Annotated in this window: 27 protein-coding genes and 2 pseudogenes; 16 read left to right on the forward strand and 13 right to left on the reverse strand. The window is 70.4% G+C overall.

The features are described from left to right. The first annotated feature begins 112 nt into the window (after positions 1 to 112). A complete protein-coding gene (locus tag ABZ862_RS32380; protein ID WP_360966020.1) occupies positions 113 to 1030 on the forward strand; it encodes an aminoglycoside phosphotransferase family protein in 918 nt (305 codons plus the stop codon). An 89-nt stretch (positions 1031 to 1119) separates the two neighbouring features. Here ABZ862_RS32380 and ABZ862_RS32385 read toward each other — a convergent pair whose 3' ends face one another. Then, positions 1120 to 1299, reverse strand: a complete 180-nt coding sequence (locus tag ABZ862_RS32385) for a hypothetical protein (RefSeq protein ID WP_360966024.1) — start codon at positions 1297 to 1299, stop codon at positions 1120 to 1122. Between the two features lie 46 nt (positions 1300 to 1345). Between ABZ862_RS32385 and ABZ862_RS32390 the strand changes: the two are divergent. Continuing rightward, positions 1346 to 1480 (forward strand): annotated as a pseudogene (locus tag ABZ862_RS32390) (SDR family oxidoreductase); the annotation flags it as partial. A gap of 39 nt (positions 1481 to 1519) precedes the next feature. Here ABZ862_RS32390 and ABZ862_RS32395 read toward each other — a convergent pair. From ABZ862_RS32395 to ABZ862_RS32410, 4 genes are all read right to left on the reverse strand, one after another. Then, positions 1520 to 1927, reverse strand: coding sequence for a PIN domain-containing protein (locus ABZ862_RS32395; RefSeq protein WP_360966027.1), 408 nt, complete (start codon positions 1925 to 1927; stop codon positions 1520 to 1522). After that, entirely contained in the window at positions 1924 to 2190 is a 267-nt protein-coding gene (locus tag ABZ862_RS32400) for a hypothetical protein (RefSeq protein ID WP_360966030.1), read from the reverse strand. Before ABZ862_RS32400 ends, ABZ862_RS32395 begins: the two co-directional genes overlap by 4 nt. A 64-nt stretch (positions 2191 to 2254) precedes the next feature. Beyond that, positions 2255 to 2488, reverse strand: coding sequence for a hypothetical protein (locus ABZ862_RS32405; RefSeq protein WP_360966033.1), 234 nt, complete (start codon positions 2486 to 2488; stop codon positions 2255 to 2257). Positions 2489 to 2773: 285 nt separating this feature from the next. Beyond that, on the reverse strand, positions 2774 to 3157 hold the full coding sequence (locus ABZ862_RS32410) for an ATP-binding protein (protein WP_360966096.1): 384 nt from the start codon (positions 3155 to 3157) through the stop codon (positions 2774 to 2776). A gap of 273 nt (positions 3158 to 3430) precedes the next feature. Here ABZ862_RS32410 and ABZ862_RS32415 point away from each other — a divergent pair, with 273 nt between their 5' ends. Next, a complete protein-coding gene (locus tag ABZ862_RS32415; protein WP_360966036.1) occupies positions 3431 to 3970 on the forward strand; it encodes a UTRA domain-containing protein in 540 nt (179 codons plus the stop codon). Between the two features lies 1 nt (position 3971). Next, complete coding sequence (locus tag ABZ862_RS32420; RefSeq protein ID WP_360966039.1) at positions 3972 to 4739, forward strand: GntR family transcriptional regulator; 768 nt, start codon at positions 3972 to 3974, stop codon at positions 4737 to 4739. Between the two features lie 66 nt (positions 4740 to 4805). On the opposite strand, the gene ABZ862_RS32425 is transcribed toward ABZ862_RS32420, so the two are convergent. Then, positions 4806 to 5375 (reverse strand): helix-turn-helix domain-containing protein, encoded by a 570-nt coding sequence (locus ABZ862_RS32425; protein ID WP_360966042.1) that lies wholly within the window; start codon positions 5373 to 5375, stop codon positions 4806 to 4808. A gap of 85 nt (positions 5376 to 5460) precedes the next feature. Here ABZ862_RS32425 and ABZ862_RS32430 point away from each other — a divergent pair, with 85 nt between their 5' ends. From ABZ862_RS32430 to ABZ862_RS32440, 3 genes are all read left to right on the forward strand, one after another. Continuing rightward, positions 5461 to 6381, forward strand: a complete 921-nt coding sequence (locus tag ABZ862_RS32430; protein ID WP_360966045.1) for an NADP-dependent oxidoreductase — start codon at positions 5461 to 5463, stop codon at positions 6379 to 6381. A 46-nt stretch (positions 6382 to 6427) separates the two neighbouring features. Then, on the forward strand, positions 6428 to 7363 hold the full coding sequence (locus tag ABZ862_RS32435; RefSeq protein ID WP_360966048.1) for an NADP-dependent oxidoreductase: 936 nt from the start codon (positions 6428 to 6430) through the stop codon (positions 7361 to 7363). 821 nt (positions 7364 to 8184) lie between these two features. After that, the gene (locus ABZ862_RS32440; RefSeq protein ID WP_360966051.1) at positions 8185 to 9519 is read left to right on the forward strand and encodes an amidohydrolase family protein; all 1335 of its coding nucleotides are present in this window, start codon (positions 8185 to 8187) and stop codon (positions 9517 to 9519) included. A gap of 207 nt (positions 9520 to 9726) precedes the next feature. Here ABZ862_RS32440 and ABZ862_RS32445 read toward each other — a convergent pair. Further along, positions 9727 to 9855 (reverse strand): annotated as a pseudogene (locus tag ABZ862_RS32445) (IS5/IS1182 family transposase); the annotation flags it as partial. 503 nt (positions 9856 to 10358) lie between these two features. Then, a complete protein-coding gene (locus tag ABZ862_RS32450; protein ID WP_360966053.1) occupies positions 10359 to 11192 on the reverse strand; it encodes an oxidoreductase in 834 nt (277 codons plus the stop codon). Between the two features lie 103 nt (positions 11193 to 11295). Here ABZ862_RS32450 and ABZ862_RS32455 point away from each other — a divergent pair, with 103 nt between their 5' ends. Together ABZ862_RS32455 and ABZ862_RS32460 are read left to right on the forward strand one after the other, a co-directional pair. Continuing rightward, positions 11296 to 12213 (forward strand): LysR substrate-binding domain-containing protein, encoded by a 918-nt coding sequence (locus ABZ862_RS32455; RefSeq protein WP_360966056.1) that lies wholly within the window; start codon positions 11296 to 11298, stop codon positions 12211 to 12213. Positions 12214 to 12402: 189 nt separating this feature from the next. Next, positions 12403 to 13497, forward strand: a complete 1095-nt coding sequence (locus tag ABZ862_RS32460; protein ID WP_360966059.1) for a hypothetical protein — start codon at positions 12403 to 12405, stop codon at positions 13495 to 13497. Positions 13498 to 13637: 140 nt separating this feature from the next. Here ABZ862_RS32460 and ABZ862_RS32465 read toward each other — a convergent pair whose 3' ends face one another. Beyond that, positions 13638 to 14531, reverse strand: a complete 894-nt coding sequence (locus ABZ862_RS32465; protein ID WP_360966061.1) for a LysR substrate-binding domain-containing protein — start codon at positions 14529 to 14531, stop codon at positions 13638 to 13640. A 128-nt stretch (positions 14532 to 14659) separates the two neighbouring features. Between ABZ862_RS32465 and ABZ862_RS32470 the strand changes: the two genes are divergently transcribed. From ABZ862_RS32470 to ABZ862_RS32500, 7 genes are all read left to right on the forward strand, one after another. Then, positions 14660 to 15034 (forward strand): nuclear transport factor 2 family protein, encoded by a 375-nt coding sequence (locus tag ABZ862_RS32470; protein WP_360966064.1) that lies wholly within the window; start codon positions 14660 to 14662, stop codon positions 15032 to 15034. Between the two features lie 153 nt (positions 15035 to 15187). Then, entirely contained in the window at positions 15188 to 15799 is a 612-nt protein-coding gene (locus ABZ862_RS32475; RefSeq protein WP_360966067.1) for a Uma2 family endonuclease, read from the forward strand. A 394-nt stretch (positions 15800 to 16193) separates the two neighbouring features. Further along, a complete protein-coding gene (locus tag ABZ862_RS32480; protein WP_360966070.1) occupies positions 16194 to 16463 on the forward strand; it encodes a prevent-host-death protein in 270 nt (89 codons plus the stop codon). Further along, the gene (locus tag ABZ862_RS32485) at positions 16453 to 16920 is read left to right on the forward strand and encodes a type II toxin-antitoxin system VapC family toxin (protein WP_360966073.1); all 468 of its coding nucleotides are present in this window, start codon (positions 16453 to 16455) and stop codon (positions 16918 to 16920) included. The genes ABZ862_RS32480 and ABZ862_RS32485 overlap by 11 nt, the downstream gene beginning before the upstream one ends. Further along, entirely contained in the window at positions 16920 to 17270 is a 351-nt protein-coding gene (locus ABZ862_RS32490) for a helix-turn-helix transcriptional regulator (RefSeq protein ID WP_360966075.1), read from the forward strand. The genes ABZ862_RS32485 and ABZ862_RS32490 overlap by 1 nt, the downstream gene beginning before the upstream one ends. Positions 17271 to 17562: 292 nt before the next feature. After that, positions 17563 to 17700 (forward strand): barstar family protein, encoded by a 138-nt coding sequence (locus ABZ862_RS32495; protein WP_360966078.1) that lies wholly within the window; start codon positions 17563 to 17565, stop codon positions 17698 to 17700. Between the two features lie 70 nt (positions 17701 to 17770). Beyond that, on the forward strand, positions 17771 to 18145 hold the full coding sequence (locus ABZ862_RS32500; protein WP_360966081.1) for a nuclear transport factor 2 family protein: 375 nt from the start codon (positions 17771 to 17773) through the stop codon (positions 18143 to 18145). Positions 18146 to 18314: 169 nt separating this feature from the next. Here ABZ862_RS32500 and ABZ862_RS32505 read toward each other — a convergent pair whose 3' ends face one another. From ABZ862_RS32505 to ABZ862_RS32520, 4 genes are all read right to left on the reverse strand, one after another. Next, entirely contained in the window at positions 18315 to 18974 is a 660-nt protein-coding gene (locus tag ABZ862_RS32505; protein ID WP_360966084.1) for an MSMEG_1061 family FMN-dependent PPOX-type flavoprotein, read from the reverse strand. Positions 18975 to 19064: 90 nt separating this feature from the next. Beyond that, positions 19065 to 19457, reverse strand: coding sequence for a twitching motility protein PilT (locus ABZ862_RS32510; protein ID WP_360966087.1), 393 nt, complete (start codon positions 19455 to 19457; stop codon positions 19065 to 19067). Then, on the reverse strand, positions 19454 to 19720 hold the full coding sequence (locus ABZ862_RS32515) for a hypothetical protein (protein ID WP_360966090.1): 267 nt from the start codon (positions 19718 to 19720) through the stop codon (positions 19454 to 19456). The genes ABZ862_RS32510 and ABZ862_RS32515 overlap by 4 nt, the downstream gene beginning before the upstream one ends. Before the next feature lie 298 nt (positions 19721 to 20018). Further along, positions 20019 to 20525 carry a Tn3 family transposase gene (locus ABZ862_RS32520; RefSeq protein WP_360966099.1) on the reverse strand — a complete coding sequence of 169 codons (507 nt, stop codon included), beginning with the start codon at positions 20523 to 20525 and terminating at the stop codon, positions 20019 to 20021. Positions 20526 to 20605: the final 80 nt, after the last annotated feature.

Consider the following 20605-nt stretch of genomic DNA (forward strand, 5'->3'; position numbering starts at 1 on the left):
AGGGACGCCGCGGGTGGGACGCCGACGTCGAACGCAGCCTGCGGGCGGGCCGCGTCGACGTCCCAGCAGACGTTCTCCAGGAGGAGGCGCCGCCCGGCTACTGTGGCTTCCCATGACTCGTACCGCCATCGAGATCACTGCGGAGCTGGTCAGGGAACTGCTGCGTGATCAGTGTCCTGACCTTGCGGATCTCCCGTTGAGACTTGGTGCGCGTGGCTGGGACAACCAGCTGTGGCGACTCGGCGACGACCTCGCCGTCCGGCTGCCCTGGGCGACGGAGTCCGCCGACGCGCTGGTGCGCAAGGAGCATGCCTGGCTGCCCGCCCTCGCCCCGCGTCTCCCCTTGCGGGTTCCCGTCCCGCAGCGCCTCGGTGAGCCTTCCGCGCGGTTTCCGCGGCCCTGGATCGTCACCACCTGGGTGCCGGGCGAGCCCGCCGACCGCGCCCCCGCGACGCGTGCTACGGACGCGGCCGACAGCCTGGCCGCGTTCCTGACGGCTCTTCACCGGCCCGCTCCCCACGGCGCGCCTACCGGCCGTGGCCGCGGGGGGCCGTTGGCCGACCATGCCGGGCATTTCACCGCACAGCTCGTCTCGGCCACCGAGCTGGGGCTGATCACAGAGCCGGCAGCCGTCCGCGCAGTGTGGGAGGACGCCGTTGCCGCGCCCGGTTGGGCGGGGCCGGCCCTGTGGCTCCACGGTGACCTGCACCCCGCCAACGTTCTCACCCGGGACGGCACCTTCTGCGGCGTGATCGACTTCGGTGACCTGTGCGCGGGTGACCCGGCCTGCGACCTCGCCGCCCCGTGGACGCTGCTGCCGGACGGCGCCGCCGACCGCTTCCACGGCGCCTACCGACCGGTTCCCGATGCCGCGACCCTGCGCCGCGCCCGCGGCTGGGCGGTGCTGAGAGCCCTGGGCGGCCTCCTCATCGGAGACGCCGGTGTCCACGGCCGCCCCGGAGGCAAACCCACCTGGGGTCCGCCTGCCCGTGCCGCGCTGCGGCGCCTCCTTGCGACGGCCCCTGGCTGAGACGACTGTGGTGTGCGGCAGGACGTGGGAGGGACGCGGACCGGGGGCGGTACTTCCGGCCGGTCGGCGTACCTCGTCGTCGGCGTGGGTCAGGCTCGTACCGCGGCGACGCACTCGTCGTAGAGGTCCATGATGTCGTCCTTGCCGTCGCCCGCGACCCATGTCATCGAAGCGGCGTCCAGGCACGTGAACGCCGTCGTGATCACCGCGCGGGTCCTCGCTGCCTCGTTGCCGGTGGCCGCGTCCATACGGGGTTCGACGAGCGGCATCCTGGAAGCGCAGTCGCTTTTCGAGCCAACCGGCACGCAGTGACGCGGCCGCGTCGGCACTCCCGCCGACATCGCCGAGGCCGTGGCCTTCCTCGCCTCGGACGCCGCCGCCTACATCACCGGTGACAACCTCACCGGCTCCGGTGGCTCCGGCGGCATCGGCGTGCACGCCAACGTCTGACGAGTGAAGCGGCGCGGTCCCGGGAGGTTCACCGGGGCATCAGACGTCCCGGACGACGACGCGGTCGCCGCAGAGGCGGACCCAGTCGTCACGGTCGGAGGTCAGGACGAGAGCGGGGGACGGCGAGCGCAGCGCCATGGCGGCGACCAGGGCGTCGATCGCGTACTTGTGGCCGTGCAGTCCGCCGGCCTCCCGCAGAAGTGTCACCGCCGTGAGCGCGTCCTCCGGGGTGACGGACTCCAGGCGCAGCCGGGACAGGTACCACTTGAGGCGGGGCATGTCGGTCTTGCCGTGTACCGCCTCGACGACGGTCAGTGCCGAGACGCGGACCGGGAGACCCGCCCTGCGAGCCGCCTCGATCCGGGCGGTCAGCGCACGGTCGCTCGACAGCAGCAGCGACAGCGCCTGGGAGTCGAGGACGACCGACCGGGGTGCCTCCTCCTTCACGCGGCGTGCTTCCCCTCGTTCCCGGCAGGTCCGAAGAGTTCACGGGAGGCGGCTTCGATCTCGGCCTCGGTGAGCGGGCCGTGCTCGGCCTCCTGAGCGGCGACGATCTCGGCCAGACCGTCCATCTCCAGCTGATGCCGCACCGCTTCGGCGATGTACGACGACAGCCCTCGCTTACCGGTCCGCTCCCGCAGCACGGCCAGCAGATCGGAGGGCATGGAGACGGAGACGTTCTCGGTGTGTCCCGCGCGTCGAGCTGCCATGCAACCAATGTACGACAGGAACTCTTACAACGTGTGCCGCCCGTAGTGGGCCGCCACGCCGTGCTCACTCGACGCAGCCGCTGACGGGGTCGACCTGGGTCAGGAAGCCGCTGATCTGTTCCGCCAGTTGCTCCTCGGTGAGCTGCACCGACGGATGGATGCGGCAGCTGAACCCGTATCCGGGATTGCGGCCGGTCAGCCAGGTGAAGTGGTACGTCCCCGGGGCGTCGTGCGGCTGGTGCACCGCGAACTCCTCCCCGTCGACCGTGATGTGCGACCGCTCGCCGTCGGACGTCACGGCATCACTCCTCGGCAGGACGGGAACGGCGCGCTCGGCAGGGCCGTTGCGGTGATCTTAGAGTTCCCGGTGGGCCTGCCGTGCGGGAAGACCGGAACGGGTCCGGCGGGCTCGGCGTCCAGGACGCGTCCGGCAGGGCGGCGGGTGCGGAGCCAGGCGGGCAGGGCGGTCAGTCAAAAAGCGGTGTCAAGGTGTCAAACCGACCCGGACTTCACCGAGCGGTACGGTCGTGCAGACCGCGCGCTCTCTTTCGGGAACCGGGTCGGGCCCGGTCGCTCGCTGAGGTCAGCCCGCGGGTGCCGTGGTGTCGTGGAAGACGGCCCAGACGCACTTGCCGGACCCCTGGCGTTCCGACACGCCCCAGTGGTCCGCCACAGCGGAGACGAGCGGCAGCCCTCGGCCGCCCTCGACGCCGTCCTGTGGCTCTCGTCGCACCGGCATACGGCTGCCCCCGTCATGCACCTCGACCCGCATCAGCGCGGGATGCCGCTCGACGCGCACCAGGATCCGCCTGCCCGGCGGTGCTCCGTGCACCACGGAATTGGTGGTGAGTTCGGAGACGCACAGCAGGACGTCCTCGATGCGGCCGGTCCGGCCCCATCGGCCAAGAGCCTCGGACACGAAGACACGGGCCGCGGCAGGGGTGTTTCGGCGCCGGTCGAAGAGCATCGTTTCGCGGGCGGCGGCGTCTGCGGCGTCGGTTCGACACCGCGCCGCCGGGACCGAACCGGCATCACCGAGGTGACCGACCCCGTCGAGGGGGAGGGGAACAGCCTGATCCTGCATCGTGCCTCCTGGTCCGTGCGGCCGTGGACATGGGTCCGAACGACCGTGTGCAGCTTAATGAAAAATTCAGTAAGTCAGTAAGCGACCATACTGAAACACTCATCAAGTGAGTAGGCGGCTATCGTGGGACTGGTCCACCGAAGGGGTGACGGAGCCGTGCCGGATCGCATGTGGGAGTCGGAGTCGGTTGCCTACCTGACGCCTCGCGACGCGGGGGAGAGCGATGCCTGGACCCAGGAACTGGAGCGTCGGCAGCGCCGGGGCTCACAGCGGATCGTCGAGGTGCGGGAACTGGAGCCGCCGCCGTCCATCGCGGCCGCTCTGGGCCTGCGGCCCGGCGAAACAGCGGTGGTGCGGCGCAGGATCATGTACCTGGAGGACCAGCCGGTCGAACTGACCGACTCGTACTACCCGGCGGCGATCGCCCGTGGCACCCCCCTCGCCGAACCCGGCAAGATCCCGGGAGGCGCCGTCACCCTGGTTGCCAGCCTCGGCCACACCGTCGTCGAGGTCACCGAGGACGTGACCGTGGACGTGCCCGACCAGGGCGTCCGCGAGGCGCTCCGCCTCACCGAAGGCGAACCGGTCCTCGTTCTCACCCGCACCAGCGCTACCGCGGACCGGGAACCCGTCGAGGTGTCCCGCATGATCATGCTGCGCGGACATCACCTCACCTATCGCACCAAGGCCGGCTGACATGGCGAAGCACACCGACACCCGCCCGGCGCACCACAGGATCGCGGCCCGGATCCGGGCCGACATCATGTCCGGCGACCTCACCCCCGGCGAGCAACTCCCGATCACCCAGGATCTGGTGGCGCATTACGGAGTGTCCGGCCAGACCGTCCAGAGGGCCCTGGGGCTCCTCAAGGACGAAGGATTCATCGTGGGCCGGTCCGGCCGTGGCGTCTTCGTGCGGGACACCCCGCAGCAGGCGATCGACAGCGTCGCCACCATGCCCCCGGCCCGTGACGGCGAGCCCTACGCCTGGATCAGGGAAACAGCGAAGCAGGCGAGGAAGGGGGACAACCGGATCCTCCAGGTCGCCGAGGTGGTACCGCCCGCACAGGTCCGCGACGCCCTCGGGCTCACCCCCGACGGCACAGCCGCCATTCGCCACCGCCTGCTCCTCCTGGACGACGAACCGGCCGAACTCGTCCGGTCGTACTACCCCATGGACATCGCCCGTGGTACCGCGCTGCTCGACCACAGGAAGATCAAGGGCGGATCACCCACCCTCCTCGCCGAGTTGGGCTACCCGCCGAGGGAGATGACCGACAGGGTCTCGTGCCGACCTCCGACCGAGGAGGAATACGTGGCCCTCGAACTGCCCTCCGAGGTGCCCGTGCTCAGAACCTTCCGAGTCGTCCGCTCGGACCGTGCCAGGCCTATCGAGGTGACGGTCATGGTGAAGGCCGCCCATCTGCACGAACTGCTGTACCGCGTACCGCTGGACCTCGGCTGAGCATCCGCATCCGGGACATCCCCGACGCGATGCGTCCTGATCAGCCGGCTCAGGCACGCCTGTCGGTCAGCAGAGGGCCGTGGATGCCTGCACGTCGTCGAGTGCCTGTCGGGCGAGCTTGCTGAAGTCGTCGTCGGCGGTCGTCCGGCTCCAGCGTTCGAAGGCGATCGTGGAGGCGAGCGCGCCGAGTTCCGCGGCCACGCGAGCGGTCAGATCGGGAACGCCGCGCTGTCTGAGCGCGTCGGCCATCGACGCGATGAGGGCGAGGTTCTTCAGCGCTTCGCGTTCCTGGAGTTCGGGGTTGGCGGCGATCACCGTCTGTCTGCGGGCGATGAATTCGCGGCGCGCGGGCGTGAAGACCGCTCCTCCTGCCGCGTCCAGCGCGTGAGCGATCGCCTCGAACGGGCCGGCGGTCGCCGGTGCTGCCGCTATCGCCTCGGCGAGCAGCTCGTCCATCATGCCCCGGCCGAAGAGCACTTCCCTCTTGTCCTGGAAGTGCCTGAAGAAGGTGGTCTTCCCCAGTCCCGCGCGCTGCGCGATGTCGATGACGGTCGTGTTCTCGTAGCCCCGCTCGGCGAAGAGATCGAGGGCGGCGTGAGCGAGCCGTTCTGGTGCGTTCGGTTCCCAGCGAGCCATGGACACAGTGTACGGGACTTGGTTCCGTCACTCGTGTACAGTGACGGGGCTTGGTTCCGTCAGTTCCCTTGCGAGGAGTCCGCCGGTGAGCCGTGCTGTGATCTACGAAGCGTTCGGAGGTCCCGAAGTGCTGGAGTTGCGGGAGGTTCCGGAGCCGCACGCCGGCCCGGGTGAGGTCCGTGTGCGCGTGACGGCCGCCGGACTGAATCCGATGGACTGGGGTATCGCCTCCCGGCCGGAGGCCGCGGCGCGGTTCGGCATCACCGTGCCGTCCGGCTTCGGGTCCGACTTCGCCGGCGTGATCGACGAGGTCGGCGACGGCGCCACGGGCTTCGCCGTGGGCGATCGTGTCCACGGCGGGGCCCTGGGCAGGGCGGTCGCCGACTTCGTCGTACTCAGGCCCCCTGCTGATTCGCTGTGGCACACCCCGGAGGGCATCAGTGACGAGGTGGCGAGCACGCTTCCGGTGGCCGGCCTCACCGCCGCCGCCGCCCTGGCGGCGATCGGCCCGCGGCCCGGCGACACCGTCCTGATCGGGGGAGCCGCCGGTGGCGTGGGCGTGTTCGCCGTGCAGCTCGCCAGGCTGGCCGGCGCCACCGTGATCGGCACCGCCTCGCCGGACACGTTCGGGTTCCTGCGGCAGCTGGGCGCCGAGCCGGTGCCCTACGGCGCCGGGCTGGCGGACCGGGTCCGGGCGCTGGCGCCCGGCGGGCCGACCGCCGCGACCGACCTGTTCGGCACGGAGACGGCCGAGGCGGCACTGGCGCTCGGCGTGCCACCCGAGCGGATCTCCACGATCGCCGCGGGCCCCAACCCTCCCGGCGGTGTACGCGCCACGGGCGCCGTCGACGCGGCGGCGGACGCCATGGAGCGGATCACCGACGCGGTCCTCGCCGGCAGGCTCACCGTCCCCGTCGCCGCGGCCTTCCCGGTCGAGAAGATCCGTGACGCCGTGACGCTGCAGGCCGGACGCCACGTCCACGGCAAGGTCGTGGTCACGCTGTGACCGCGTCCGGAACACCTCACACGGAAGCGATGAAGGGACGGCGACGGTGAAGCGGATCCAGTACCACCAGTACGGCGGGCCGGAGGTCATGCGGCTCGAGGACTTCGAGCCCGCACCGCTCGGTCCCGACGAGGTCCTCGTCCGGGTGCGCGCAGCCGCGGCCAACCCGATGGATTTCGGGATCCGCGCCGGCCGCATGAAGTATGTGACCGGCCGGCGCTTCCCGCGCGCGATGGGTTACGACTTCGCGGGCGTCGTCGAAGCGGTCGGCGACCGCGTCACCCGGCTGCATGTCGGTGACGAAGTGCTCGGCGGGACGCCGATCAAGTCCGCGGGCGCGTTCGCCGACGTGGTCGTCGCCCAGGAGAAGGGCGTCGTGCGCAAGCCCGGGAACCTCTCGTTCGAGGACGCCGCCGCGATCCCGACGGTCGGGATCACCGCCCTGCAGGCCCTGATCACGAAGGGAAGGCTGCAGCCGGGCCAGGCCGTGTTCGTGCACAGCTGCCTCGGCGGAGTCGGCCGTTCCGCCGTGCAGATCGCCCTCGCCCACCAGGCCATGGTCGCAGGCAGCTGCCGCGGCAGCGCCAGGTCCGAAGCGCGCGGCCTCGGTATGGACCCGGTCGTCGACTTCGACTTCGACCCCGCCTCGCTCGCCGGGGGGTTCGACCTCGTCCTCGTCACCGCCGGCACGCTCCCGGTCAAGGCCGCGCGGACGATGCTCAAGCCGGGCGGCCGCATCATCAGCATTCTCCCCACCCCGGCGAACCTCGCCAGAAGTGTCCTGCCCGGGCCGTTCCAGGTCATGACGGCCCGACCGGTCACCAAAGACCTCGAAGAGGTCGCCCGAGCCGCCGGCCGGGGAACACTGCGGCTGCCGATCACCCGCACCGTCCCGCTCTCGCAGGCCATCCCGGCACTCACCGAACTCGAACAGAAGAATGGCACGGCCAAGCGGGGCAAGCTGATCATCACACCGAACTGACCTCCGTCGCCGAACCCGGCCGCGCCGCCTGCGACCGGGCAACGGCGGCGCTGTTCCTGACGCGGCACCTGTCCTGAAGCGTCTCCCGCCGGTGGTGTCAGTCGTCGAAGTCGGTGGACCGGCTGAAAGACTGGCGCGGCCTCGCCCCACGCTTCGGCAAGACGCCCGACAGCCACCTCGCCGACCCCGAACTCCGTGCCTCGATGATCCGGGTCGGAGATCTCTTGCAAGCGGCCGATTGATCACGACATCACACAGGCCCTAGTACCTGTTTCTGAGGGCATGCGAAGCGTTCGTCCAGGCCCGGAATCGAAAAGGGTTGATCCCCCCGGCTTGAGAGGGTTGACCGGTCAGAGGTCCTGGGGTTGGCAGGCTCGCTCGGCGACGGCGCGGGCGGTCAGGCTCAGCGCGACACCGAGACGGGCGGGCTCCCGCAGCGGCGGGGCGGCTCGGCGAGGTTCACGACATCGGGTGATCTTGTGTCGGATCCGCCTTGCCTGCGGCATGTGCTGACGACTTTGAAGTTAGCGTGTCCGGTTGAGCGGGCCGCGGTGCCGGCGACCAGTTGCGCGGAAGGACGTCATGGCCGCTGATGGGGCCTCGGGTGTTCTGCGCCGGAACCTCGTCGGCGCTCCCCCGAACGACCGGGTCGAGACGAGCGGCACATGTCGGCCTGGGGTGGCGCTGCTCCCGGCAGGGCGGGGCAGTCCCGCGCCCGTGCCCCGGCCTTCCGCTCCTGCGCGACCGACCGAGTGCCCGCCCGATCCCACCGGGTCGGCGGGTCCGTCGGCTCGTACTGTCTCGCCACGAGAGGGAAGATCGTGACCCAGCAGAACACCCACGTACCGATCCTGATCAACAACGTGCGCGTCTTCGCCGCCGCCTCCACCAAACCGGAACCGGCCGCGTCGAACCTGCCGACGTCGAACGTGCCGACGCTGACGGCGCCGACGTCGGTGCTCATCCAGGACCGCAAGATCGCCGCGATCGGTACGGACAATCCGCCGGAGGGGAGCGTCGTCATCGAGGGCGGCGGGCGGGTGCTCATTCCCGGTCTGACCGACGCGCACGTCCACCTCTTCGCGACCGGGACCTCCCTCGCGGGCCTGACCACCGGCGCCACCGGCGTGGGCTACTACAACGCGCTCGCCGCGGCCGGGCAGATGCTCATGCGCGGCTTCACGACCGTCCGGGACATGGCCGGCGACGTCACCTCGCTGCGGCAGGTCCTGGACGCCGGGACGTTCCCCGGCCCGCGCATCTACGCCAGCCAGGCGGCGATCTCCCAGACGTCCGGTCACGGCGACTTCTCCCACGTCTACGAGGACGCGAACACCTTCACCTGCGGAGCGCACGCCCGCGCCGAGCAGATCGGCTTCCTGCGGGTCGCCGACGGCCGAGACCAGGTTCTCGCGGCGGTGCGCGAGCAGTTGAAGAAGGGCGCCTCCCAGATCAAGGTCATGGCGGGCGGCGGGGTGTCCTCCGCCTACGACCCGCTGGACGTGCTGCAGTACACGCTGGACGAGCTCAAGGCCGCGGTCGAGGCCGCCACGGACTGGGGCACGTACGTGGCCGCTCACGTCTACAACGACGAGGGCATCCGCCGCGCGATCGCCGCCGGGATCAGGTCGATCGAGCACGGCCACCTCGTCGCTGGCCCCGAGACCGTCAAGCTGATGGCGGAAAGCGGGGTGTGGCTGAGCACCCAGCCCTTCCTCGAAAGCGACCACGAGTACCCCAACCCGGAGAACACCGAGAAGAACAAGCAGGTCTGCGAAGGCGTCGCGAACTCCTTCAAGTGGGCGCGCGAGGAGGGCGCGAACATCGCCTTCGGCACCGACCTGCTGCTCGAACCCGAGAAGGCCGGCCTGCAGAACGAGATGCTCACCCGGCTGTCCACCCACTTCGACTTCAAGCCCGGCGAGGCGCTGAGGATCGCCACGTCCGGCAACGCCGCCCTCTTCCGGCTCTCCGGCGAGCGCGACCCCTACAAGGCGGCCCCTCTCGGCCAGATCACCGAGGGCGCCTGGGCCGACGTCCTCCTCGTCGAAGGCGATCCCACCCAGGACCTCACCGTGCTGGGCGACCCGGACAAGAACCTCGCCGTGATCATCAAGGACGGCCGCATCTACAAGAACACCCTCGACCGACCCTGAGCAGCGCCACCGTCCGCCGGGGCTGTGGATCGATCGAACCGCAGCCCCAGGCTGTTTCCACCCGAGATGACCGTGGTCCGTGGCAGGGTGGTCGCTGGGGCGCTGCCGCGAGGCGGGACCGGATCTGGGTGGTGACGGTAGCCGTGAGAACGATCAGTCCCGCTGGGCCTCGCGAGAGGCCGGCTGTCCCGAGCGTTTGGACTGCCGCTGGGTGATGCGCCTGGTCATCAGGGTGATCGCGGCCCACGTGATCAGCGATTCGGAGTGCTGGACGAGGCGTTCGTAGTCGCGGGCGTGCCGGCGGGCGTGCATCACCCACGCGTGAGAGCGCTCCATCGCCCGAGCACACTGCGCTTATGGATGGTCAAAGGGTTCAGCCGACGCCGATAATCGGTCGTGAGGGCCTGCTGCGGTTGGTCGATGTGGCGCAACGGTTGCGGGGCCGGGTGAGCGACGAGGGGAACGGGTCGTCATGCGCGATGACAGTGACATCGGCCCCGGAGAACACGACAGGCGGTGCCGGACAGGAAGGTGTGGGCGGCGCTGCCCGAGGCGAACCGGCAGGCGGTGGTAGAGCAGTTGGTGCGGCTGGCGGGCCGCGCGTTGTCCGCCGCCGCGGCGGCGGGTGAGCGGGACCGGCGACGAACTCGGTGATGGCTGAGTTCCTGGCTCAACCACGGCAGGGCCAGCACCCCTTGGGCGATCACGGGCGCCGTCGTGGGTATCGGTACGTCCCTGACCATCCGGTACGTCCGGGGCAAGTAACGCGACAGCGGGCCGGCCCGCCGCGCGAGAACCCCCTTGCCTCGCAGGAGCCACGCGCAGGTACGGGACGGGTGTCAGTCGTCGAAGTCGGTGGACCGGCTGAGTTTTTCCCAGGAACGGAGTTCGGTGCCGGCGCGGTCGAGGTGGTCCGTGATCCCGTCGGTGGCGTCGTTGCCGAGCGGCAGACGCAGCGGGGGTTCGTCGGCGTCCAGGGCGGTCAGGATGGCGGCCGCGGCCCTGGCCGGATCACCGGGTTCCCGGCCGCTGCCGTCCGGCAGCCCCGATCGGACGGGGCCCACGATGTCCTGATAGGTGTCCGTGGCCGCGGACTGCTGCAGTGCTCCGCTGCCGGCGAAGCCGGTACGGAACGCGCCGGGCTCGACGATCAGCACCCGGATGCCGAGCGGGGCGACCTCCGCCGCCAATGCCTCGGAGAACCCCTCCAGGGCGAACTTGGTGGCGCAGTAGGCGCCCACCCCGGCGAAGGCGAACCGCCCGCCCATGCTGGACATCTGCACGACGGCGCCGGAGCCCCGGCGGCGCATGTGCGGCAGCGCGGCCCGGGTGAGCGCGGCGGGACCGAAGAAGTGCAGGTCCATCAGGTCCCGCAGCTCCGCGTCGGTGGTCTCCTCGACTGCCCCGATCATGCCCCGTCCGGCGTTGTTGACCAGGATGTCGATCCGGCCGTGCCGGGCCGCCACGCCGTCCACCGCGGCCTGGACGCCGGCGATGTCGGTGACGTCCAGTGGCAGCGCCTCCACCTGGTCCGGGTGGGCGGCGACCAGGTCGTCGAGCAACGCGGTGCGGCGGGCGGCGGCGACCACGACATCGCCCGCGGCCACCGCCGCCTCGGTGATGGCCCGGCCGAACCCGCTGCTCGCCCCGGTGACCAGCCATACCCTGTTCATGTTCGGCTCCCTGAGTCGGGTGGCCCGCCGTTCTCGGCGGTCCGTGTGTGAACCACCTTGCGCGGAAGCCTCGTTGCCCGTCCAAGATCTGCTGTGATAACCGATGGCTATGGACGTTCACGGACGGGACCTGAGGTACTTCGCCGCAGTGGCCGAGGAACTGCACTTCACGCGTGCGGCCGAGCGGCTGTACGTCTCGCAGCCCGCGCTGAGCAAGCAGATCAGGATGCTGGAGAAGCAGGTGGGGGTCGCCTTGTTCGAGCGCGACCGGCGCGAGGTGCGCCTGAGCGAGGCCGGGGCTGCGCTGCTGCCGCATGTTCACCGCCTGCTCGCCGAGTGGGACGCGGCCCAGGAGGCGGTCGCCCGGGTCGTCGCGGATAGCTCGGCCGTCCTCGTCGTGGGGATGAGTACGAGCCCGGGACGCGGGGGTGTGCTGCCGGCGATCCGCTCCCGTTTCACCGCCGCCCGCCCCGACGCCCGTCTCAGGCTGCGTCAGGTCGCCTGGGACGATCCGACCGCCGGTCTCGCCGACGGCACGTGCGACGCCGCGTTCGTCTGGCTGCCGCTGCCCGATCCGGACCGTTACCGGTGGACGGTGGTCGCCGAGGAACCCCGCCTGGTAGCCATGGCCCGTACCCACCCGCTCGCCGACCGGGACACCGTCGACTTCGCCGACCTGCTGGAGGAGCCGTTCCTCGCGCTGCCCGACAGCGCCGGACCACTAAGGGACTACTGGCTGGCCACCGACGCCCGCGGCGGCAGACCGGCGCGTATCGGTGCGGAGGTGGCGAGCACCGAGGAGACGTACGAGGCGCTCGCGGCGGGTCTCGGCGTGGTGCTGCTGGCGGCCGGGAACGCCCCGCTGATCACCCTCGGCGGAGTGGTCACCCGCCCGGTGACGGGCATCTCGCCCAGCCGCTTCGCCCTGGCCTGGCGCACCGACGACCACCGCGCCCTGGTGCACGCATACGCGCACGCGTGTGAACAGACGATCCGGGCGACGGACCGGGCCGGAACTTGAGGCGGGGAGGAAGTCAAGGAGCCGGTGTGGGACAGGAACCGGCACAAGCCCGCGGCACTGATGCCCCCCGGCTCGTCCTGCGGCAGAGCGGTGGAGGCCCCGGAACGGGCTCGGCCGGTCCGTGCTGTGCGATCATGCGGTGCCCCTGGGGAGGGGCCTGACGCGTACGGCAAGGGGAGGGGCCTGGGCATGAGCGGGGAGCGGGAGCAGGACGGTTCGTCGGTGCCGGACGAGGTGTGGGCGGAGTTCCTGCGGACCTCGGCCGACGGGACGGCAGACGCGCCGAAGGAGCCGTCCGCGCGGGCCCGTGAGGTGACGGCCCGCATACGGGCGGTGCCCGAGAAGCAGACGCCGTGGCGGGCGCCCACCTCCTCGCTCATCGAGCCCCGGAGGAAGAAGGGCTGGTACGTGGTGGGCTTAGCGGCCGCGCTGGCGCTGCTGTTCGTGGCGGTGGACCCGGGAGACGTCATCTGGTCCCACGGCGGGGACCGTACCGGCGCTCCTCTCGCGCAGGAGACGGAGAGGCCGGAGCAGGCGCCTGCCACCGAGCCGGGCGGGCAGGCCACGCTCGCCGAGCCGTTCCGGGGTTCCCCGGCGGCGCGCTGGGCGAGCGGCACGGCCGGCATCACCGTGCCCGCCGCCGAGGCCACCGGCTGGATGACGAAGGCGGAGGTGCAGCGGGGCCTCACGCGTACGCGTGACTTCCTCGCCGCGGCCGGCCTGGACCCGGCGGTGCTGCGGGGCGGACGCCCGGAGAAGGCGATCGCCCTGATGAACCCGCACCAGAAGGATGTCAGCACCTTCGTGTCGACGGCGCTGCGCACCCCGGGCGAGGACCACGACCCGCTGATGCTCTTCAGCCGCTTCGACCCGGCGCAGGCCCGCCTGGTCGGGGACGAGGTCAGGACCCGGGGCCGGCTCACCTACCGGGAGGGGGAGCGCGGAGCGCTCGAGGTGACCGCGGACGTCACCTACGTGTATCCGGTCGCCCCGGCCGGCGGCGGCGACAAGGTCGTGCGCGTGATCGTACGGCGGGAAACCGTGGTGAGCTGGGACGATCCGTCGAAGGTCGTCACCGAGAAGGGGACCTTCTCCCTCCTCTCCTACAAGCTGGACATGACCAACGGCGGCTGCGGCGAGCCCACCGGCTACTTCCGGCCCGAGTTCGGCGGCGGATCACCGGACGCCGCCACGGACGGCCGCACGGTCGACCCCTACGACCGCACGGCACCGCTGGGCGACGGCGACGGCGACCGCGGCTGCGGGACCGCGACGCGGTCGTAGCGGGACTCGGTGACCAGCCGTTCCGGCCGTGTCCTCGTGGTCGTCATCCCGGCCAGGCCCTGGGCGCGGCCCTCGGCGGCATCTTCCTCTCACGCCGCTGACGCGGTCCCGGGCCGGCCGTCACCGCCTGCCGGACACGCTCACGCGTCGGGCAGGGCGAACGCCCGGCGGCAGTGCACGAGTACCTCACGTACCGCGGGGCTCTGCCCGCTCCTCCAGATCAGGGCGAGCAGTGCCGGTGTCGTCATGTCCTGGACGGGACGCGCGGTGAGCCGGTCGCGGTGGCTCCCGGCCATCGACTCGGTGAGGACGGCGACGCCGAGCCCGCGGGCGGCAAGACCGGCGATGGCGTCCGCGGCGCCGGCCTGGAGCGCGATCGTCGGACGCAGGTCCTGTGCGGCGCAGGCACGGTCGAACACCGTGCGCAGACCGGTGCCGGGCGGCATGCAGACGATCGGGTACGCGGCCACGTCCCGCAGGGCGACGCGTTTCTGCCGTGCCAGGGGATGCGCGGCCGGAACCGCCACGACGAGCCGCTCGCTGATGAGCGTCAGCGACTCCAGCCCCTCGGCCTCGGGCGTGGCGGTCGCGGTCCCGATCAGAGCCAGGTCGACGGTGCCGCCGCGTACGTTCTCGACGAGACGGTCGGAGTTGTCCTCCAGCAGGGAGACCTCCACACCCGGATGTACGCGGTGGAAGGCGGCGAGGGCGTCGAACAGCGGGGTGAGGGTGCAGCCCGTGATCATCCCCATCGTGAGCCGCCCCCGGACCAGGCCGGTGACCTCACCGACCGCCTGCCCCACCGCACCGGCCGCGGCGAGTGCGGCGCGTGCGTGTCCGAGCGCCGCCTTGCCCGCGACGGTGAGGGTCGCGGTGCGCGCCGACCGGTCGAAGAGCGGGGCGCCGAGTTCCCGCTCCAACTGGCGGATCTGGGCACTCACGCCGGACTGGCTGATGTGCACCCGCTCGGCCGCCCGGGTGAAGTTCCGCTCCTCGGCGACCGCCACGAAATACTCCAGCTGCCTCAGATCCATGACTGGAGATTCTAGCTGGCATAAAATCCATCTGTTGGACTTCTGGTTCCCACCCGGCCACGCTGAGAAGCGCTGCGGCGCCGTAGCGCCGAGTTCCCAGGACTGAACCCCGACGCCCGGAGGCACCCGTGCCGGAGTACGAGAAGGCCATGCGACCCGAGGACATCACCCGTCTGTTCGTCGAGCGGTCCAACGCCGGTGACGCGGCAGGGGTGGCCGCGCTGTACGAGGAGGACGCGGTGCTGGCGTACCCGCCGGGCGGACGGACGGTGGGCCGGGACGCGATCCGCGAGCTGTGGGAGAAGGTGCTGGCCGGCCGCCCCCGCTTCCAGCCGGAGCAACCACTGCCGACCCTGGTCAGCGGGGGCATCGCCCTCACCTCGACCCCGCCGAGGGACGGGGCCGGTGCCCGGGCGCAGGTCGTCCGACGCCAGCCCGACGGAAGCTGGCTGCGCCTGCTCGACCAGCCGGAGTTCGTCCCACCCGCCGACCGGACGCCGTGAAACGGCGAGCGCCGGGAACGGGAACGACGGTGTGTCGTGCATGCCGACTCGCGAGTGGCCTTTGCGCGTCGGCGCCCCAAGGTGTCGAGGCCCTGGCAGGGTGATCTCCCGCAAGGGTGTCGATCGCCGTCATACTGGGACGCGGGAGGATCCATGACTCGGCGAACCCTGTACAGGCGGTTGCGGGCCCGTCGTGATCACATCACTCCGCCGCCGGGTTTCGCCTGGCCCGAGATCAGTGACGGACAACTCGTGATGACGATGAGCCCGCGCCCTCGCCACCAGTTCACGGCGAAGGTGGTCTCCCGGCAGTTGGACGAACAACTCCCCGAAGGCTTCTGGGCGTTCGAGGCCACGGACACGGACGACGAGAATCTCGGAAAGCTGCGCATCCCGGACATTCTCGTCTGTTCCGGTGACGCCATGCAGACCGACGACCCGCTGGACCCGCGGGAGATCGTCCTCGCCGTTGAGATCGTCTCTCCCACGAACCCGGAGAACGACTACGACCACAAGACCCGCGACTACCCCGCCATGGGCATCCCGCACTACCTGATCCTCGACCCGCGCGACGGAACCTGGACCTACCAGTGGGGCATCGGCCGGGGCGAGGGCCGCCCCGCCTACGAGAACCGGCTGCACCTTCCCTACGGCAAACCCGTCACCGTCGCCACCGACCTCGGCACGTTCACGGTGGACACCGCGGGCCTGCCCCGGTACAGCGCCAAGGACATGGGCCTGACCCCGGAACCGGAAGGCCGTTAGCGGCACCCGTGGGCGGTGGTGCGGTTGGGGGCCCTCGGCACGACCGTCCGTTGGCGCCACCGTCCACTCAAACGGCGGGGCGCCCACCCGCGTCCCGGGAACCGACCAGGATCGCAGACTGAGACCACCGATCTCATGGTCAGGGACCGCCGACCCGCCCCCTGACGGGATGTCCCGCGGTTGATCCCGGGGCGTGCTGGTCCCTGGGGCAGGGGGTGATTCAGCAGCCGCTGGTCGGCCTTACGCCTGCCCGGACTTGAGGACCGCATGGGCGGCAGCGCAAGCATCGCGATCACAGCAAGCTACGGGCGCTTACGGGGAAAAGCTCACTGCGCTTGAAGCTGGACACCGCCAGCGGTGCCACGGTGTAGCACTGGGTGCTACCGTGGTCGGTATGAGCGTTCAGCCCGAAATCACCCAGCGGGATCTGCGCAGTCGGTCCCGCGAGATCATGGACGCCATACAGGGCGGCCAGTCGTTCACCGTCACCCGTGACGGACACCCGATCGGTCAACTCGTCCCCCTGCGGCGACGCCGTCGGTTCGTCTCCCGCCAGGAGTTCGCCGCGATGTCCAGGACCGCCCCTGACATCGACCTCGACACGTTCCGTGCCGACCAGGACGCCACGGCCGACACCTACCTGGATGATCCCTATGCCCGCTGAGCGTGCGACGCACGAGCAGGGGCTCCTCGACACCAACATCATGATCCTTCGCCGGTGGGTGGCTCCCGAGGAACTGCCGGACGAAATGGCGATCACCGCGATCACCCTGGCCGAGTTGTCCGCCGGTCCGCACGAGGTCCGTCGCAACGACGAGCAGAGCGGCTACGACGAACACGCCGAACGCGCCCGCAGGCTCGATGTTCTGCAACGTGCCGAGAACGAGTTCGACCCCATCCCCTTCGATGCCGAAGCGGCGCGCATCTACGGCCGCATCTGCGCGGCGGTGATCAGCGCCGGCCGCAAGCCGCGCCGTCGGGTGGCCGACCTGATGATCGCCGCCATCGCCGTGGCCGAGGACCTTCCCCTCTTCACCACCAACCCCGACGACTTCAAAGGGCTGGACGACCTCCTCACCGTCGTACCGGTCACACGTCCCACGGTGCCCCACGAGAGCTGATGAATCACAGCACGTGGAGAACCCGCCGAACCCGGCAGCTTGCGGGTGAGACGGTGGAGTACGACCAGGAGTACGTCGACACACGGCCGGTCGGCGATCTCGGGCAGGCGGTCCACGGCCGGCGTACCGAACTCGTCCTGTCCCAGGCAGAACTGGCCGAGCGGGCCGGGATGACGCAGCCTCAGGTGTCCCTGATGGAGGGCGGCGACACCGTGCCCACTCTCCCACTGCTGCGCCGCCTGGCCAAGGTCCTGGAGGGCGCCCTGAACCTGGCCATCGACGAGGGTGACTCCCACGTCACCTTCGCCCCGCACGGAGGATGTATCGACCTTGGTCGGTGCGTGTTGTAGGTGCCCCGCGGATGAGGTCGAGCAGGCGAGCATGTCGGCCCAGCACTGTGCCGCCCGTAGGAAGGCCCTCCCGTCCGCTGGACGGAAGGGATCCTGACCTGGCGTTTCTCTGTGCCCCCGGCAGGATTCGAACCTGCGACGCCCGCTTTAGGAGTTCGATCGCTCCTCGGCGTTGCCGGGGAGCCACCGGGCCACGTTGGCCATGCAGGGCCGCCTAGGACTGCTGGCGTCCGGCGTCGTTGATGTCACTCGTGGATGTCAGGACGGTGCAACCACGTGCAAGCATGGCGCCATGATCACCATTGACGTCAGCGAGGTGACCGACGAGCGCGCCCTGCACCTGCTTCTGAAGCGGGAGCTGGGCTTCCCGGATTTCTACGGCATGAACTGGGATGCCTTCCGGGACGCCATCACTGACCGGCCACGCTGAGAAGCGCTGCGGCGCCGTAGAGCCGTAGCGCCGAGTTCCCAGGACTGAACCCCGACGCCCGGAGGCACCCGTGCCGGAGTACGAGAAGGCCATGCGACCCGAGGACATCACCCGCCTGTTCGTCGAACGGTCCAACGCCGGTGACGCAGCCGGGGTGGCCGCGCTGTACGAGGAGGACGCGGTGCTGGCGTACCCGCCGGGCGGACGGACGGTGGGCCGGGACGCGATCCGCGAGCTGTGGGAGAAGGTGCTGGCCGGCGGTCCTCGCTTCCAGCCGGAGCAACCGCTGCCGACCCTGGTGAGCGGGGGCATCGCCCTCACCTCGACCCCGCCGAGGGACGGGGCCGGTGCCCGGGCGCAGGTCGTCCGACGCCAGCCCGACGGAAGCTGGCTGCGCCTGCTCGACCAGCCGGAGTTCGTCCCACCCGCCGACCGGACGCCGTGAACCGCCGTAGCCGAGGAACTTGCGGGATGCGGCTCCCGCCTCCGTCTCGGTGAGCGGTCTGTCGCGCTTCTTTCCCCGTGTCTGCCCCGTGCCGCAGGCGCCCCGTGCCAGAGTTCCTGGGCGATCGACCAGGAGAGCCGCCATGCCCCTCTCCTGGTCGTCGGGGCGGTTACTCGTAGCGGTACTTCAGTGAATCCGCCTCCGTCTGCTCGATGTCGGTGATCGTCAGTCCCGGCATCCGAAGCTGGGCCAGTGTCACCTCGGCCGAGGTCGGCTGGGTGTCCGCCGGCAGCCACTGCTCCGGCTTCCAGGCCCCGCTGCGCAGAAGCGACTTGGGGCAGTGCGGGTAGACCTCCTCGATCCCCAGCACCAGCGCACTGGCCGGCGGTTTGCCCACGGCGGTCAGCTGTGACAGCAGTTCCGGGCGGGTGGAGACGCAGGCCCGGCCGTTCACCCTGAGGGTCGTGGTGCGCCCCGGGATGACGAACAGCAGCCCGGCCCGCCCGGTGGCGACGACGTTCTGCAGGGTGTCCAGACGCTTGTTGCCGGTCGCGTCCGGTATGACCACCGTCCGGGTGTCCAGGACGGTGACGAACCCGGCGGGCCCGCCGCGCGGGGAGACGTCACAGTTACCGTCGGCGTCGGCGCTGGCGACCAGGACCAGCGATGAGCATGCGATCAATTGCCGAGTCTGTTCGGTGAGTTCGGTCATCTGCTTGCGCATGGCCGCGTCGCTGGGAAGTGCGTAGGCCCGGCGCAGCGCCTCCTGGTCGCGCACGGCGTCGAGACGGAGCGAATCGAAGGCACTGCCGACAAGGGGTGACGTCATGCCCCGACCCTAACGGGCGAAGAATTGTCCGATGTGTGAAGATCGAAAAAAGGGGGGTGACGGCTCCGCGGCGTGTGGGCGGGTGGCGACTCACACGGTACGCAGGACGAGCGTCGGCTTGACGTCCTGGGCGTCGATGAGAGCGTGGATGTCGTTCGGGTCCGAGGTCCAGATGATCGCGCCGAGGCCGGCTGCCATGACGACGACGGTGGCGTCGACCACGTCGGCGGTCCCGGCCTTGCCGCAGAGGATGCCCGCGGCCTTGGCGGTCTCCAGGGTCACGGGTACGACATGACACCCGGCGAGGAATCTGCCGAGCCTGACCTGGCGGCGGGAGTCCCGCCAGGCCTGGCTGACGACGATGCTGGGGACGTGGATGTCCCGGCCGTCGTCGAGTGCCAGGTGGTGGCGGGCCCACATGCGCCGGTCGTTGTTGTCGATGGCGATCAACGCGCCGGCGTCGTACAGGTACGGGATGTTCACGCGGCCGATGCCCCCGGGCTGCTCAGGTACTCGGCGTCGGCGTCGGCCATCTCGGCGCGGGCGGCGGCGAGTTCCTCCGGGGTGAAGGCGCCCTGCTCGGCCTGCCATTCCCGTATCACGGCCCGGCTGGCCCGCAGGCGCAGTTCCCGCTCGGCTGCTCCGGCGACGAGCCGGGAAAGCGGGATGCCCTCTTCCTCGGCGGCACCTGCCAGAGCCTCTACCAGGGACTCGTCGAGAGTGATCGTGACCTTCTTTGTAGCCATACCTGCACCATATCGCAGTATGGTAAAACGTGGGGTTTTGGGTGGAGGTGAAGGAGGGCGCTCCGGTCTCGAAATCTCCGGATTGCCCGAAATATTGGTTAGTGCCCAGTTTGGGATCCGAGTAGGAACGGAACAGAGGACCGGCGTTGCTGTCAGAAGTTTTGACGGTGTGTGGTCTGGACCGTCAGGGTGTGCGGGTGAGCGATGGCCCGAGGATCGGTTTCCTCCAGGCGGACGTGGCCCGCTTCTGCGACGGCCTGGGTGACCTGGCGCCCGCGATCCGGCTTCGGCTGGTGGTTCAGCTGCGGCAGGCCCTGGACGAGGTGACGAACGCCGCGCTGGACGACGGGATGGCCGCGGCCAAGGCGGGGGGCTGGGGGCTGCGGCAGATCGGCAGCCAGACCGGGCTGTCGTACGAGAAGGTCCGGTACCGGCTCGCCCAGGCCGCGAGCGTGCCGGGCGGGGCAGACCGGACCGAGGCATCGGCGGGCTTGCGGGTGGCGCGCAGCCGGCCGCCCCGGACTTCGGCGGGCAGTGCGAAGCTGTAGCGGCCGTGGAAGTTGATGTGGGCGAACATCAGCGGCGAGAGGCGGGCGACGTCCTCGTCGCGGATGTGGTGTTCCTCGGCGCGCATCTCGGCGATGATCTGCTGCAAGTAGACCGTGTTCCAGAGGATCACGATGTTGAGCATCAGCCCCAGTGCACCAACAGGGGCCGTTGCATGATTGCGATCCGTCCGGAACGCCGGGCTGGCCCGGAGCCGGGGTGGACGTCCCGGTTCGGGGAGGGTGTGGACACAGTGCAGGCACGGTCTCGGTGATCATGTGAGTGTCGAAGTCCCATGAACACCTGGTGAGTCCGTGCCTGCTCCTGCATCTTCCCTCA

The sequence above is a fragment of the Streptomyces sp. NPDC047000 genome (assembly GCF_040644295.1).
Taxonomy (GTDB): domain Bacteria; phylum Actinomycetota; class Actinomycetes; order Streptomycetales; family Streptomycetaceae; genus Streptomyces.